The 14,077-nt window shown below is 65.6% G+C and carries 12 protein-coding genes; 10 read left to right on the plus strand and 2 right to left on the minus strand.

What is annotated here, in order from left to right; genetic code table 11:
• The first annotated feature begins 32 nt into the window (after positions 1 to 32).
• The 6 genes from lysA to prfA all read left to right on the plus strand — a co-directional run bounded on the left by lysA (position 33) and on the right by prfA (position 8,707).
• Positions 33 to 1,460: a diaminopimelate decarboxylase gene (gene lysA / locus E3T35_RS15460; protein WP_134379982.1), complete on the plus strand. Its 1,428-nt coding sequence runs from the start codon at positions 33 to 35 to the stop codon at positions 1,458 to 1,460.
• On the plus strand, positions 1,457 to 2,794 hold the full coding sequence (locus tag E3T35_RS15465) for a homoserine dehydrogenase (RefSeq protein WP_241988886.1): 1,338 nt from the start codon (positions 1,457 to 1,459) through the stop codon (positions 2,792 to 2,794). Before lysA ends, E3T35_RS15465 begins: the two co-directional genes overlap by 4 nt.
• A complete protein-coding gene (gene thrC, locus E3T35_RS15470) occupies positions 2,794 to 3,921 on the plus strand; it encodes a threonine synthase (RefSeq protein ID WP_134345962.1) in 1,128 nt (375 codons plus the stop codon). The genes E3T35_RS15465 and thrC overlap by 1 nt, the downstream gene beginning before the upstream one ends.
• Positions 3,918 to 4,889, plus strand: a complete 972-nt coding sequence (gene thrB / locus E3T35_RS15475; RefSeq protein WP_134345964.1) for a homoserine kinase — start codon at positions 3,918 to 3,920, stop codon at positions 4,887 to 4,889. Before thrC ends, thrB begins: the two co-directional genes overlap by 4 nt.
• Before the next feature lie 297 nt (positions 4,890 to 5,186).
• Positions 5,187 to 7,628: a transcription termination factor Rho gene (gene rho, locus E3T35_RS15480; RefSeq protein WP_134379984.1), complete on the plus strand. Its 2,442-nt coding sequence runs from the start codon at positions 5,187 to 5,189 to the stop codon at positions 7,626 to 7,628.
• A complete protein-coding gene (prfA, locus tag E3T35_RS15485) occupies positions 7,628 to 8,707 on the plus strand; it encodes a peptide chain release factor 1 (RefSeq protein WP_104129973.1) in 1,080 nt (359 codons plus the stop codon). Before rho ends, prfA begins: the two co-directional genes overlap by 1 nt.
• A gap of 45 nt (positions 8,708 to 8,752) precedes the next feature.
• On the opposite strand, the gene epsC is transcribed toward prfA, so the two are convergent.
• Complete coding sequence (gene epsC / locus E3T35_RS15490; RefSeq protein ID WP_092340860.1) at positions 8,753 to 9,340, minus strand: serine O-acetyltransferase EpsC; 588 nt, start codon at positions 9,338 to 9,340, stop codon at positions 8,753 to 8,755.
• A 21-nt stretch (positions 9,341 to 9,361) separates the two neighbouring features.
• Positions 9,362 to 10,312: a cysteine synthase A gene (gene cysK, locus E3T35_RS15495; RefSeq protein WP_104088744.1), complete on the minus strand. Its 951-nt coding sequence runs from the start codon at positions 10,310 to 10,312 to the stop codon at positions 9,362 to 9,364.
• Between the two features lie 90 nt (positions 10,313 to 10,402).
• On the opposite strand from cysK, the gene prmC reads away from it, so the two are divergent.
• The 4 genes from prmC (at position 10,403) to E3T35_RS15515 (ending at position 13,915) form a co-directional block, all read left to right on the plus strand.
• Positions 10,403 to 11,287: a peptide chain release factor N(5)-glutamine methyltransferase gene (prmC, locus tag E3T35_RS15500; RefSeq protein ID WP_370449170.1), complete on the plus strand. Its 885-nt coding sequence runs from the start codon at positions 10,403 to 10,405 to the stop codon at positions 11,285 to 11,287.
• A gap of 61 nt (positions 11,288 to 11,348) precedes the next feature.
• Positions 11,349 to 12,161, plus strand: a complete 813-nt coding sequence (locus E3T35_RS15505) for an L-threonylcarbamoyladenylate synthase (protein ID WP_134379986.1) — start codon at positions 11,349 to 11,351, stop codon at positions 12,159 to 12,161.
• A 3-nt stretch (positions 12,162 to 12,164) separates the two neighbouring features.
• On the plus strand, positions 12,165 to 13,445 hold the full coding sequence (locus E3T35_RS15510; RefSeq protein ID WP_104088745.1) for an MraY family glycosyltransferase: 1,281 nt from the start codon (positions 12,165 to 12,167) through the stop codon (positions 13,443 to 13,445).
• Positions 13,442 to 13,915, plus strand: a complete 474-nt coding sequence (locus E3T35_RS15515; protein WP_104088747.1) for a hypothetical protein — start codon at positions 13,442 to 13,444, stop codon at positions 13,913 to 13,915. The genes E3T35_RS15510 and E3T35_RS15515 overlap by 4 nt, the downstream gene beginning before the upstream one ends.
• Positions 13,916 to 14,077: the final 162 nt, after the last annotated feature.

Genomic DNA, 14,077 nt, shown 5'->3' on the forward strand with positions numbered 1-14,077 from the left:
GATTCCCCTTCGACTCTCGTGAGGTACTTCCCGTGACACTTGATCCCTCGGACGGCTCGTCCAACCCACTGGCACCCGACTGGCTGCACATTCCCGCCGACGCCAACGCGCTCGCCCCCGGACTCTGGCCGACCTCGACCATTCGCAGCGGCACCGGCGAGCTCGTGCTCGGCGGAGTGAGTGCCACGGCCCTCGCCGCCGAATTCGGCACCCCTCTCTATGTCATCGACGAAACGGATGCCCGCTCCCGCGCCGCCGAGCTGCTCGCCGTGTTCCAGACCGAGTTCGCACGCATCGGCACAAGCGCCAAGGTGTACTACGCCGGCAAAGCCTTTCTCTCCACCGAGATCGTGCGCTGGATGACCGCCGCCGGCCTCAACATCGACGTGTGCAGCGGCGGCGAACTCGCCGTCGCGCTGGCCGGCGGCGCGGACCCGGCCCGGCTCGGATTTCACGGCAATAACAAATCCCTGGCCGAACTCGATGAGGCCACCCGGGTCGGTGTCGGCACGATCGTGATCGACAGCGAGGTCGAAATCGGCCGCGTCGCCGAAGCGGCAGCCCGCAACGGCCGCGTGCAGAACGTGCGTCTGCGCGTGAACAGCGGCGTGCACGCGCACACCCACGACTTTCTGGCCACCTCGCACGAAGACCAGAAATTCGGCATCGTGCTCAGTGACGCCCCCAGACTGGTCGCGCTGATTCGCGCTGAACCGGCGCTCAATTTCGTCGGTCTGCACTGCCATATCGGGTCGCAGATCTTCGGCGCCGACGGATTCGCCGAGTCGGCCGCACGTCTGCTCGAGCTGCACGCCGCCCTGCTGGCGGATGGTCCGGTGCCGGAGCTGAACCTGGGCGGCGGCTTCGGTATCGCCTACACGAGCGCCGACGAACCCACTCCGATTCGCGAACTCGCTCGAGCCCTGGCCGACATCGTCGCCGCCGAGTGCGATCGGCTGGGCATCCCGCTGCCGGTCGTGGCTTTCGAACCCGGCCGGGTCATCATTGGTCGCTCCGGCGTGAGCCTGTACCGGGTCGGCACGACCAAGGCCGTCGACGTCTCGGGTACGCAGCGGCTCTATGTCAGCGTCGATGGCGGCATGAGCGACAACGTGCGCCCCGCCCTCTACGGCGCCGACTATGCCGTACGCCTCGCCGACCGTACGTCGACCGAACCTCCGGTGCTCGTGCGTATCGCCGGCAAACACTGCGAGAGCGGCGACATCGTCGTCGACGCTGACTATCTGCCCGGGGACGTGACCCCAGGCGGCCTGCTCGCCGTGCCCGCCACCGGCGCCTACTGCTGGGCACTGTCCAACAACTACAACTATCAGGGCCGCGCGCCCGTCGTCGCTGTGCGCAATGGCACAGCGCGTGTTCTGGTGCGCGGCGAAACGATTGCCGACCTGCTCGCGCGGGACACCGGGGCCATGCCGCCCACCAACGGAGGAGAATCTTGAAGATCGAATACCGCAATCTCCGCGTCGCCCTCCTCGGCGGTGGATCCGTCGGCGCCCAGGTAGCCCGCCTGCTCCTCGAACAGGGCCCTGAGCTTGCCAACCGGGTCGGCGCGACCTTGGAACTGGTCGGCATCGCGGTTCGCGATGTGAACGCGGAACGCACCGTCGACCTGCCGCGCGAACTATTCACAACCAACGCTGAAGAACTCATTCTCGGTGCTGACATCGTCATTGAACTCATGGGCGGCATCGAGCCGGCCCGCAGCTACATTCTGCTCGCGGTCAGCAGTGGAGCGGATGTTGTCACCGCCAACAAGGCGCTGCTCGCCCTCCACGGACCCGAGCTGTTCGCCGCCGCGAACCAGGTCGGCGCCCAGATCAACTACGAGGCCGCCGTCGCCGGGGCAATTCCCATCGTGCGTCCGCTGCGGGAAAGCCTCGCCGGCGACCAGGTGAAGCGCATCCTTGGTATCGTCAACGGCACCACGAACTTCATTCTCGACCGGATGGATACCGAAGGGTCCAGTCTCGAGGACGCGCTGGCCGAGGCCACCGCGCTCGGTTACGCAGAGGCCGATCCGACCGCGGACATCGGCGGCTTCGACGCGGCGCAGAAGGCGGCCATTCTGGCGAGTCTGGCGTTCCACACGACGGTGCCGCTGGCATCCGTTTATCGCGAGGGCATCACGCAGGTCACGCCGGCGCAGATCGAATCAGCCCGCAAGGCCGGCTATGTCGTGAAGCTGCTGGCCATTTGCGAGCGCGTCACCGATGAAAACGGGGTCGACGGGGTGTCGGCGCGGGTCTACCCGGCGATGGTTCCGCGCAGTCATCCGCTGGCCTCCGTGCACGGCGCCAACAACGCCGTCTTCGTCGAGGCGGAATCCGCCGGCAGCCTCATGTTCTATGGCGCTGGCGCCGGGGGAGTTGAGACGGCCTCTGCCGTTCTCGGCGACGTCGTCTCGATCGCCCGGCGTCACGTCGCCGGCGGGCCGGGAGTGGCCGCGTCGAGCTACGCCGAACTGCCCGTTTTCGACATCGGCCGGGTCACCACCCGCTATGCCGTGACCCTCGAAGTGACCGACGAGCCCGGCGTGCTCGCGACCATCGCGAGCGTGTTCAGCAAACGCAAGGTGTCGCTGGCGCTCGTGGAACAGTCCATGACGCCGGCCGTGATGGCAACGAAGAGTCGTGCGGCGCGCTCGGCCACGGCTACCCTAGTTATCGGGACCCATGACGCAACGGAGGCCGCACTCGCCGCCACCGTGCAGGACCTGGCCACCAACAGTGTTGTCAGCGAAGTCGCATCCGTTTTGAGAGTTGAAGGAGTCTGATGTTTAGCCCAAGCGAGACCAGTGCCAGCCTGACCAACCCCGCGGCGATCGTCAGCCGCCAGTGGCGGGGCGTGCTGAACGAATACTCCGACCGACTGAACATCTCGGCCGCGACCCCGATCATCACCCTGGGTGAGGGTGGAACGCCGCTCATTCCGGCCGCCGCGCTCTCCGCGCGCACCGGCGCGAAGGTCTGGATCAAGTTTGAGGGAATGAACCCGACCGGGTCGTTCAAGGACCGCGGTATGACCATGGCCATCTCCAAGGCCATGGAAGACGGTGCGAAAGCCGTCATCTGCGCCTCGACCGGCAACACCAGCGCCTCCGCTGCCGCCTACGCCACCCACGCCGGCATCACTGCCGCCGTGCTCGTGCCGGAAGGCAAGATCGCCATGGGCAAGCTCAGCCAGGCCGTCGCGCACAATGCCCAGCTGCTGCAGGTGCAGGGCAACTTCGATGACTGCCTCGACATCGCCCGCGATCTCGCCACCAACTACCCGGTGCACCTGGTCAACTCGGTCAACCCCGACCGCATCGAAGGCCAGAAGACCGCAGCCTTCGAGGTCGTCGAAGTACTCGGTGACGCCCCCGACTTTCAGTTCGTTCCGGTCGGCAACGCCGGCAACTACACCGCGTACTTTCGCGGCTACAGCGAAGAGGTCGCCCGCGGCGCCACCACGAAGCTGCCGCGCATGTTCGGCTTCCAGGCCTCGGGTAGCGCCCCGATCGTGCTTGGCCACCGCGTCGAGAACCCCGACACCATCGCGAGCGCCATCCGCATCGGCAACCCGGCATCGTGGGACCTCGCGCTGAACGCCCGTGAGCAGAGCGACGGCTACTTCGGCGCCATCACCGACGCGAAGATTCTCGAAGCCCACCGCATTCTCTCGGCCGAGGTCGGCATCTTCGTGGAACCGGCATCCGCTATCGGCGTCGCCGGCCTGCTCGAGCGTGCCGAAGCCGGATTCATTCCGAAGGGCGCGACCGTGGTCATCACGGTCACCGGACACGGTTTGAAAGACCCGCAGTGGGCGCTCCGCACCGCCGACGGCTCCGATGTGTTGCCCACAATTGTTCCGATCGATACCGCCGAAATCGCGAGCGTGCTCGGCCTGGCCAAGGCATGAGCAGCCCTGTCTCGTTGATCGGCCGCGCTGTCTCGGTGCAGGTTCCGGCTACGACGGCCAACCTCGGCCCCGGCTTTGACACGCTCGGTCTGGCGTTGGCCAAGTACGACCAGCTCGAGGTGACCGTGCGGAGCGAACCCGGCGTGCTCGTCGAGGTGCACGGTGTCGGTGCCGGTTTGGTTCCCACCGACGAGACCAACCTCGTCGTACGGGCCATCATCCACACCTTCAACGCTGTTGGCCAGGCTATGCCCGGGCTTGACATCGTCGCGCACAACGTCATCCCGCACGGGCGCGGCCTCGGTTCCTCCGGTGCTGCCATTGTGTCGGGCATCATGGCGGCCAAGGGCCTGCTCGAGGGCATCGTCGACATCGACGCCGAGATGCTGCTTGTGCTCGCCACCGAGATGGAAGGGCACCCCGACAACGTGGCGCCCGCTCTGTTCGGTGGCCTGACCATTGCGTGGACGACGCCGGAAGGCCCGCGCCACAAGAAACTCATGGTGCACCGCGGCGTCAAGCCGCTCGTCTTTGTGCCCGAGCAGGAGATGTCCACTGCGCTCGCGCGCAGCCTGCAACCTACCTCGGTGCCGCACGAAGACGCCGTATTCAACCTGTCGCGTTCGGCACTGCTGATCGCCGCGCTCATCCAGAGCCCGGAGTTGCTGCTCGCCGCGACCGAGGACAAACTGCACCAGAGCTACCGTGCCGCGGCGATGCCGGAGACGAACAAGCTGATCACCCTGTTGCGCGCGGCCGGCTTCGCTGCCGTCGTGTCCGGTGCCGGACCATCCATTCTGGTGTTGGCGAGCGACCCGAGCCAGCGCCTGGTGGCTGCCGAACTCGTGGCCAGCAACTCTGATACCCCGTGGCGAGCACTCATGCTCGCCGTCGACGTTCAGGGTGCCACCGTGCATCCGCTCACGGCGGACAACGCGGGGGAGACGACGGCGGAGACCGCGGCGTAGCGAGCAGTCGAGTCGAGTCGGCCTCCGCGGCGCGCGTCGGCTCGGCCGGTCCTCGGGCTGTCGAAGCGACTGGCTCCGGGATGCTATGGTTGTTGTGCACCCGATAGAAACCGCCTTGAGCGACATCTTCTCCGGTGCATTCCCTGTACCTCACTGTTATTGTGAATTTCTGCGTAGCGGTGGGTGTTTACACCAATCCCCTCCATTTGTCGGATTGGATCACCCGCAGCGCAATTCTCGCTGCATACATCTCTCCTGACCTGAATCTTTGTTCGGCAGGGGAAAGGAACCCCCTTCGTGACTGATGTCAACCTCCGCGCCGCTGGCTCGGATCTTCCCCGTCTGAGTACTCTTCGCGTGTCCGAGCTTCAGGCTCTGGCCCTTGAACTGAAAATCCCCGGCGCTTCCAAACTTCGTAAAGGCGAACTTGTGGAGGCAATCCAAACGGCTCAGTCCGGCACGAGCGCCGCTGCTCCCGCCGACGCGCCCGTCGTTGAGGCTGCCCCTGTCGAGGCCGCCCCCGAGATCGCACCGATCGAGAGCCTCGCCGAGGCACTCGAAACGGCTCCCCGCAAGCGTGCACCGCGTCGTGCCAGTACCGCCACCGCTGCTCCCGCCAAGTCCCACGTCAATGCCGACGCCAGCACCGGATTCGGCATCATCCTGCCCGACGCTCCGGCGGCCGGCTCGCGCATCGCTCGTAACGCCCGCGGCGTTGTGACGTCCACCACCGTTGCTCCCGTAGTCGACGACGCTGCTCCCACCAGAGCGGATGCTGACAAACCGGTTCGCCAGGCACGCAAGCGCGTGCAGGTCGCACCGGTGCTCCTCGATGACGCCGCCGCTGTGGTTGCCGACTCCGCTGACGCGGCGGCCGATGCACCCGTTGAGGTCGCGGCATCCACTCGCCGTCCGTCCCGGCGTGCGTCGTCGCAGCGCACCACCGCTGTCGTACCGGATGAGACGCCCGCTGAGTCTGACGGTGTCGCCGATTCTGCAGAGGTCGCACCCGACGCGTCGGTCGAATCAACCGACGAGTTGAACGACCAGTCGAATGATCAGCAGAACGATTCCGGTGCACCGCGTCAGGGCCGTAGTCGTAGCCGCAGCCGCGGTGGCGACCGTGCGCAGGGCGCCGACCGCAACCAGGGCGACCAGAACGCCCAGAATCAGAGCGCCCAGAACGACCGTGGTCAGAACGACCGCAACCAGAACGGCACCAACGACGAGGGAATGACGCGGGCACAGAGCCAGCGTCAGGCTCGCAATGAGCGCAACCAGGAGCGCGCGCAGGCCCAGGCCGACCGTAACCAGGGTCAGAACGAGCGTGGCCAGGACCGCAACCAGGGTCAGAACGAGCGTGGCCAGGACCGCAACCAGGGTCAGAACGAGCGTGGCCAGGACCGCAACCAGGGTCAGAACGAGCGTGGACAGGACCGCAATCAGGTCCAGAATGACCGCGGCCAGGACCGCAACCAGCTCGACGACGACCTGAACGGCCGCGGCAACCGCAACCGGTACCGCGACCGCAAGCGTCGCGGCCCGAACCAGGGCGATGACTTCGAACCCGAGGTCAACGACGACGACGTACTCATTCCCGTCGCCGGTATTCTCGACGTGCTCGACAATTACGCGTTCGTGCGCACGTCCGGTTACCTGCCGGGCGCGAGCGACGTGTATGTCTCGCTCGGCCAGGTCAAGAAGTACAACCTGCGCAAGGGTGACGCCGTCGTCGGCTCCATCCGTCAGCCGCACGAGGGTGACCAGTCCGGTCGTCAGAAGTACAACGCCATCGTCAAGGTCGACTCCATCAACGGCCAGACCGTTGAAGAGGCCGCGGCCCGCGTCGACTTCCACAAGCTGACCCCGCTGTACCCGACCGAGCGCCTGCGCCTCGAGACCGAGCCGGGCAAGCTCACGCAGCGCATCATCGACCTCGTCGCCCCGATCGGCAAGGGCCAGCGTGGCCTGATCGTCGCACCGCCGAAGGCCGGTAAGACCATCGTCATGCAGCAGATCGCGAACGCCATCGCCACCAACAACCCCGAGGTCCACCTCATGGTCGTACTGGTCGACGAGCGTCCCGAAGAGGTCACCGACATGCAGCGCACGGTCAAGGGTGAGGTCATCGCCTCCACCTTCGACCGCCCGGCCGAAGACCACACCGTTGTCGCCGAGCTCGCCATCGAGCGTGCCAAGCGTCTGGTCGAGCTGGGCCACGACGTCGTCGTGCTGCTCGACTCGATCACCCGCCTCGGCCGCGCCTACAACCTCGTGGCCCCGGCCTCTGGCCGCATCCTCTCTGGTGGCGTTGACGCATCCGCTCTGTACCCGCCGAAGCGTTTCTTCGGTGCGGCACGCAACATCGAGAATGGCGGCTCACTCACCATCCTCGCTTCCGCGCTGGTGGAGACCGGCTCCAAAATGGACGAGGTCATCTTCGAGGAGTTCAAGGGCACCGGCAATATGGAACTACGCCTGTCGCGTCAGCTCGCCGACAAGCGAATTTTCCCGGCCGTCGATGTGAACGCCTCGGGCACCCGCCGCGAAGAAATGCTGATGAGCGCCGATGAAGTCAAGGTCACCTGGAAGCTGCGCCGCGCCCTCGCCGGGCTCGAACAGCAGCAGGCGCTTGAGCTCATCCTCGGCCGTCTCAAGGAGACCGCGTCGAACGTTGAATTTCTCATGCAGGTTCAGAAGTCGATGCCGACCCTGAACGGGTCAGACAAGGACAAGTAATGTTCGAATCCGTCCTCACGCTGCTGGCCGAGCACGACGACCTGCAGTCGCAGTTGGCGGATCCGGAGCTGCACGCGAATCCGGCCCGTTCGAAGAAGGTCAACCGGCGCTACGCCGAGTTGAGTCGCATCATCGCGGCGTACCACGAGTGGAAAGAGGTTGAAGACAACCTCGAGGCCGCTCGTGAGCTCGCCGACGAAGACGCTGCCTTCGCCGAAGAGATCCCGGACCTCGTCGAACAGCTGGACGTCACGGCTGAAAAGCTGCGCCGTCTGCTGATCCCGCGCGACGAACTCGACGCCCGCGACGTGATCATGGAGATCAAGATGGGGGAGGGCGGCGCCGAATCGGCACTGTTCGCCGCCGATCTGCTGCGCATGTACCTGCACTACGCCGAGTCGAACCGCTGGAAAACCGAGATCATCGAGCAGACCTCGAGCGACCTCGGCGGTATCAAAGACATTCAGCTCGCCATCAAGGGCTTTTCGAGCGACCCGGCCGAAGGCGTGTGGGCGCACCTCAAGTACGAGGGGGGTGTGCACCGCGTTCAGCGCGTGCCGGCCACCGAGTCGCAGGGACGCATCCACACCTCAGCGGCCGGCGTGCTCGTCTTCCCCGAGGTCGACGAGCCCGAAGAAGTCGAGCTGCACCCGAACGACCTCAAGATCGACGTGTATCGGTCGAGCGGTCCTGGCGGGCAGTCGGTCAACACCACCGACTCTGCCGTGCGCATCACCCACCTTCCCACCGGAATCGTGGTGGCCATGCAGAACGAGAAGTCGCAGCTGCAGAACAAGGAAGCCGGCATGCGCGTGCTGCGCGCCCGCGTTCTGGCCCGTCAGCAGGAAGAGATCGACGCGGCAGCGTCGCTCGTGCGCAAGGGACAGATTCGTACGATGGACCGCTCAGAGCGCATCCGCACGTACAACTTTCCGGAGAACCGCATCGCCGATCACCGCACCGGTTATAAGGCGTATAACCTCGACGCGGTCATGAACGGAGCCCTCGGCCCCGTCATCGACTCCTGCATCCACGCCGACGAGGAAACCCGCCTGGCCGAGCTGGGCGACCCCGAGTAACCTCTACGTGGACGGGGCCTGGGCGCCGTCCGCAGTTGCGACCGACTAGAGGTAGTACTCGGGTTCGAGGGTGCCGCCGCGCGCGGACTCGACCGTAGCGGGGGTTTGCGGACGAATCGTCGCCGGCACGCCCACGAGCAGCGACCGCGGTGGAGCGCCCTTGGTCACTACGGCGTTGGAGCCGATCGTGCTCCAGGCACCGATCGTGATCGGGCCGAGAACCTTGGCGCCGGCCCCCACCGTGACACCGTCTTCCAGAAACGGATGCCGCCGCACCCCGCGCGCATGCCCGTGACGGCTCTTGCCGCCCAGCGTCACCGCGTGGTACAGCATGACATCGTCGCCGAGAATTGCCGTCTCACCGATCACGACGCCCATGCCGTGGTCGATGAACAACCGGCGGCCGATGGTCGCGCCCGGATGAATCTCAATCCCGGTTAGAAACCGGGTCACCTGGGACAGCAGACGAGCGGGCAGGTGCAGCCCGGCGCGCCATAACCGGTTAGCGACCCGATACGACCAGACCGCGTGCAGCCCGCTGTAGGCCAGAAAAACCTCGGTGTTGCTGCGCGCGGCGGGGTCGTGGGTGCGCGCAGCCGCGATGTCTTCGCGGAGGCGCCGTAAGGGATTCATTGAAGGGCAGACAGCGTTCTCTTAGTCCAGCAGGTCTTCGTACAGCACCGTCGAAATGTACCGCTCGCCGAAGCCGGGAACAATCACGACGATGGTCTTGCCAGCGTTCTCGGGGAGTTTTGCCTGCTCGAGCGCAGCCCAGACAGCGGCACCGCCGGAGATACCGCCGAGGATGCCCTCATCGGTGCCGAGTGAACGCGCCGTCGCGAGCGAGTCGGCCAGGGTCACATCGGTGATCGAGTCGTAGACCTCGCGGTTCAGGGTTTCCGGAACGAAGTTCGCGCCGAGGCCCTGAATTTTGTGCGGGCCGGGCTTGCCGCCGGTGAGAATGGGGGAGTCGATCGGCTCGACGCCGACAACCTTGAGACCCGGCTTCTGGTCTTTGAGGTACCCGCCGGTGCCGGAAAGCGTTCCGCCGGTACCGATGCCCGCGACGAGAATGTCAACGGCACCCTCGGTGTCATTCCAGATTTCCGGGCCGGTGGTGGCGCGGTGGATGGCCGGGTTGGCCGGATTTGTGAACTGGCTGGCCAGAACCGCGCCCGGCGTGTTCGCGACGATCTCGGCGGCCTTCTCGACCGCGCCGCGCATGCCGTCGGCACCAGTCGTCAGCACAATTTCGGCGCCATAAGCGCGCATCATGACGCGGCGTTCCTTGCTCATAGTCTCCGGCATAGCCAGAATGACCGTGTAGCCGCGGGCGGCGCCGACCATAGCGAGGGCGATACCCGTGTTACCGCTGGTGGCTTCGACGATGGTTCCGCCCGGCTTCAGCGAGCCGTCCTTCTCGGCGGCGTTGATGATCGCGACGCCGATGCGGTCCTTGACACTGCTGGAGGGGTTGTAGAACTCGAGCTTCAAGAGCACGGTGGCGCCGAGGCCGGCGGTCAAACGGTTCAGCTTGACGAGGGGGGTCCCACCAACGGCTTCGGTGATGTCGGAATAGATCTTGGGCACGAGGGCAACTTTCATTCGGTTTTCATTCGGTGAAATTCGGTGTGAGGGCCGGCTCCAGCCTATGTCTCCCGACCGAAAATCAGTTGGTGCGTTACATTTCACTACGTGCCTTCTTCAGATTCTGACCTGCCCCAGACCATCACTTCCGTGCGAAAACGAGCGATCAGCCTACTGAACGCAGCCGGAATCACCGACCCCGAGGTCGACGCCGACCTGCTGATCGGCCACGTGCTCGGCCAGAGCCGCGGCGAAGTGCAGGCCGGCAGCTTCCTGAATCGACCGGTTAGCCAAGCGGATGCCGCCACCATCATCGCCCTGCTGGCCCGCCGCAGCGAGCGTGAACCCCTGCAACACATAACAGGGCGGGCCCCGTTCCGCTCCCTCTCCCTGAATGTGGGCCTCGGCGTGTTCGTGCCGAGACCCGAAACCGAGCAGGTCGCCCAGTTCGCCATCGACGCCCTGCGTTCCATGCCCGATCCGGAGCCGATCGGCATCGACCTCGGCACCGGAAGCGGCGCGATCGCCCTGGCCCTGGCCACCGAGGTGCCGCACGCGCGCATCTTCGCGATCGAAAACTCGCCGGAAGCGTTCCCCTGGACCACCCGCAACTTCGACGAGGTCGGCGCCGCCAACGCCACACTCGCCTTCGGCGACCTCGCCGACGCGTTCGTCGAACTGGACGGCACGGTGGCCGTCGTCATCTCCAATCCGCCCTACATTCCAGCGGATGCTATTCCCCGCGACCCCGAGGTGCGCCTGTTCGACCCGGCCCAGGCCCTGTTCGGCGGCCCGGACGGACTCGACGTGGTGCGCAGCGTGTCAGCAACCGGGCTGCGCTTGCTGCGCGCGGGGGGTGTGCTCGTGATCGAGCACGGCGAGCTGCAGGGCGCCGCGATCCGCCAGCTGCTGGCAGCCGACGGCTGGCGTGCCCCGGCCACCCACCGCGACTACACCAGCCGGGACCGGGCCACGACAGCACTGCACCCTTAAAGGAACCCCGCCAGTCGGCGCATCCGCTCTTCACAACAGCACTGGGTTAGAATTGCCGGAAATGACACGCATCTACGATTGCACGAGCGACTCGACCACGGACGAATCCACCACGAGCGAAAACTACAGCGCTCATATCGCTCTGGCTCGCACGGCCATCGGTCGCGGGGCGCTCGTCGTCATCCCCACCGACACGGTCTACGGAGTGGCCGCTGACGCGTTCAACGCTGAAGCCGTTCAGCTGCTCCTCGATGCGAAGGGCCGCAGCCGGCAGTCGCCGCCACCGGTTCTCATTCCCGGCATTCCCACCCTCGACGCCCTCGCCGTCGACGTGCCGCAGCCGGTCCGCGACCTGGTCGCAGCTTTCTGGCCCGGCGGACTCACTGTCATCGTCAACGCCCAGCCCTCGCTGGTCTGGGATCTCGGCGAAACCCGCGGCACGGTGGCACTGCGCATGCCGAGCAACCAGGTTGCACTCGATCTGCTCGCCGAAACCGGCCCGCTCGCCGTGTCCAGCGCCAACCTGAGCGGGATGCCGGCCACCACCGACGCCCAGGCTGCTGAAGCGGCCCTCGGCGAGAGCGTCGACGTGTACCTCGACGGCGGCACCGCCGGCAGTACCTATGAGAGCGTGTTTGGTCAGACCGGCGACGGCTCATCGACGATCGTGGACGCCACCGGTTTCGAGACCAACGGCGGTTTTCTGCATATCGTGCGTAGCGGCGTCATCTCCCGCGACGCGATCGTGGCCGTCGTGGGCGATGTGCTCGCTGCTGCGCCGGCCGTTCCCGGGCTCCCGGCGATCTCGGCCGAAGCGGAAGCGACACCCACCATCGCCGCCCCGTCTCAGGACGAAACGGATGCCGACCGGTAGCCCATGACTCTTTTCCTCCTGCTCGCGCTCGTTTCGGCGATCGTCACCTTCGTGCTGTCGATCGTGGTCTACAAACTCAGCCACAAGTACCGCCTGTACCCGAAGATTCGCGAACGCGACGTGCACACCCGGCCCACTCCGCGCCTCGGAGGTATCGCCATGTTCCTTGGCATCGTCATCGCCTTTGGCGTGGCCTACCTCGCTGCGGGGGCCTTCGCGCCCCTGCGACTCGTCTTCGCTGACCCGCAGCAGATTTTAGCTATTCTCGGTGCTGCCCTGCTGATCGTGCTGGTCGGCGTCGCCGACGACATCTGGGACCTCGACTGGATGACCAAACTCGCCGGCCAGTTCATCGCTGCCGGCCTCGTGGCCTGGCAGGGCGTTCAGATCTACTCTCTACCGATCGGCGGTCTGACGGTTTGGAGCGGTTGGACATCGATCGTTGTCACGGTCGTCGCCATCGTCGTGGTCATGAACATGATCAACTTCATCGACGGGCTCGACGGCCTGGTCACCGGTGTCGCCCTCATCGCTAACGGGGTGTTCTTTCTCTACAGCTATCTGCTCGTGCGCGACACCTCACCGACCAACTACTTCAACCTGGCATCGCTGATCGCCGCCATTCTGGTCGGCGCCTGCGTGGGGTTCCTCCCGCTGAACTGGCATCCGGCCAAGATGTTCATGGGCGATGCCGGCGCGCTGCTGGTGGGCCTGTTGATGGCGACCAGCGCGATCGCGATCACCGGTCAGATCGACCCGACGGCTACCAGCCGCTCGCAGCTGTTCCCGGCCTTCATCCCCATCCTGCTGCCGGTAGCGATCATGATCATTCCACTGCTCGACTTTGGGCTCGCGGTCATCCGCCGGGTGCACGCCGGTAAATCGCCGTTCAGCGCCGACCGAAAACACCTGCACCACCGGCTGCTCGATATGGGGCACTCCCACCTGCACGCCGTTCTGATCTTCTATGGGTGGACGGCCGCAGCATCCATTGGCTGCCTGCTGTATTACATACTGCCGGTCTACTTCGGCCTGCCGACCTGGTACGCGACCATCTTTCTGGTGACGTCGCTGCTCATCTGCACCATCGTCACGCTTGCACCGCTCGGCCGCCGCAAGACCGGGGAATGGCTTAGCCAGTCCGCACCAGTGCAATTGGCAGTACTGGACGAGCTCGACCCACTCGACGAGGCCGCCCAGGTCCAGCCCGCCCCAGCCACACCAGAACCACACACGACACGAGCGACCGCCATTGTGGCGGCGCCTGCCGAGGAGAACGTATGAGCACCAACGACACCGTCCGCACTCAGCCCACATCGATCCCGGTGCTGCGCCGCATCCTGATTTACGGGGGCTGGGTCGCCCTGGCAATCGCTGTCGTCGGATCGGTTATCGGCTACCTCGTCGACGGCGGTACCGGTGTGCTCAGCGCGCTGATCGGTACGGCCATGTCGGTCGCGTTCATGGGTATCACGGCTGGCAGCATTCTGCTGGCCAATCGGGTCGCCGGCAACGAGTCCGCCATCGGCGGCTTCTTCGGCATCATCATGGGCGGCTGGCTGCTCAAGTTCGTGGTGTTCCTGGTGCTGCTGGTCGTGCTGCAGGACCGCGAGTGGATCCAGCCGATGGTGCTGTTCTTCTGCATTATTGCCGGGGTTGTCGGGTCGCTCGTCGTCGACGCCGTCGTCGTCATGAAGAGCCGGATGCCCTACGCCAGCGACGCCACCTTGCCCCCGGCCCCGGTCGACGAGTAACCCTACGACCCATCTGCCCACGGATCCCGCTCACGATTCGGCTCAGCGCCTGATCTTTGCTAGAGTAAACACCGATCCCACCCCGGTTTGCACATGCTTTACAGCGTCGTAAACCTGCCCATATTCGTCGATGCGCGAGCAGAGCTCACCGCCCCGAAACAG

Source organism: Cryobacterium sp. TMT1-2-2 (assembly GCF_004403505.1).
GTDB classification, from domain to species: Bacteria; Actinomycetota; Actinomycetes; order Actinomycetales; family Microbacteriaceae; genus Cryobacterium; species Cryobacterium flavum.

What these genes read in the sequence shown, in the direction of transcription:
- E3T35_RS15505 (WP_134379986.1), top strand. Translation starts at nt 11,349, where the DNA reads ATGACACGCATCTACGATTGCACGAGCGACTCGACCACGGACGAATCC.
- thrC (WP_134345962.1), top strand. Translation starts at nt 2,794, where the DNA reads ATGTTTAGCCCAAGCGAGACCAGTGCCAGCCTGACCAACCCCGCGGCG.
- thrB (WP_134345964.1), top strand. Translation starts at nt 3,918, where the DNA reads ATGAGCAGCCCTGTCTCGTTGATCGGCCGCGCTGTCTCGGTGCAGGTT.
- epsC (WP_092340860.1), bottom strand. Translation starts at nt 9,340, where the DNA reads ATGAATCCCTTACGGCGCCTCCGCGAAGACATCGCGGCTGCGCGCACC.
- prfA (WP_104129973.1), top strand. Translation starts at nt 7,628, where the DNA reads ATGTTCGAATCCGTCCTCACGCTGCTGGCCGAGCACGACGACCTGCAG.
- cysK (WP_104088744.1), bottom strand. Translation starts at nt 10,312, where the DNA reads ATGAAAGTTGCCCTCGTGCCCAAGATCTATTCCGACATCACCGAAGCC.
- E3T35_RS15510 (WP_104088745.1), top strand. Translation starts at nt 12,165, where the DNA reads ATGACTCTTTTCCTCCTGCTCGCGCTCGTTTCGGCGATCGTCACCTTC.
- E3T35_RS15515 (WP_104088747.1), top strand. Translation starts at nt 13,442, where the DNA reads ATGAGCACCAACGACACCGTCCGCACTCAGCCCACATCGATCCCGGTG.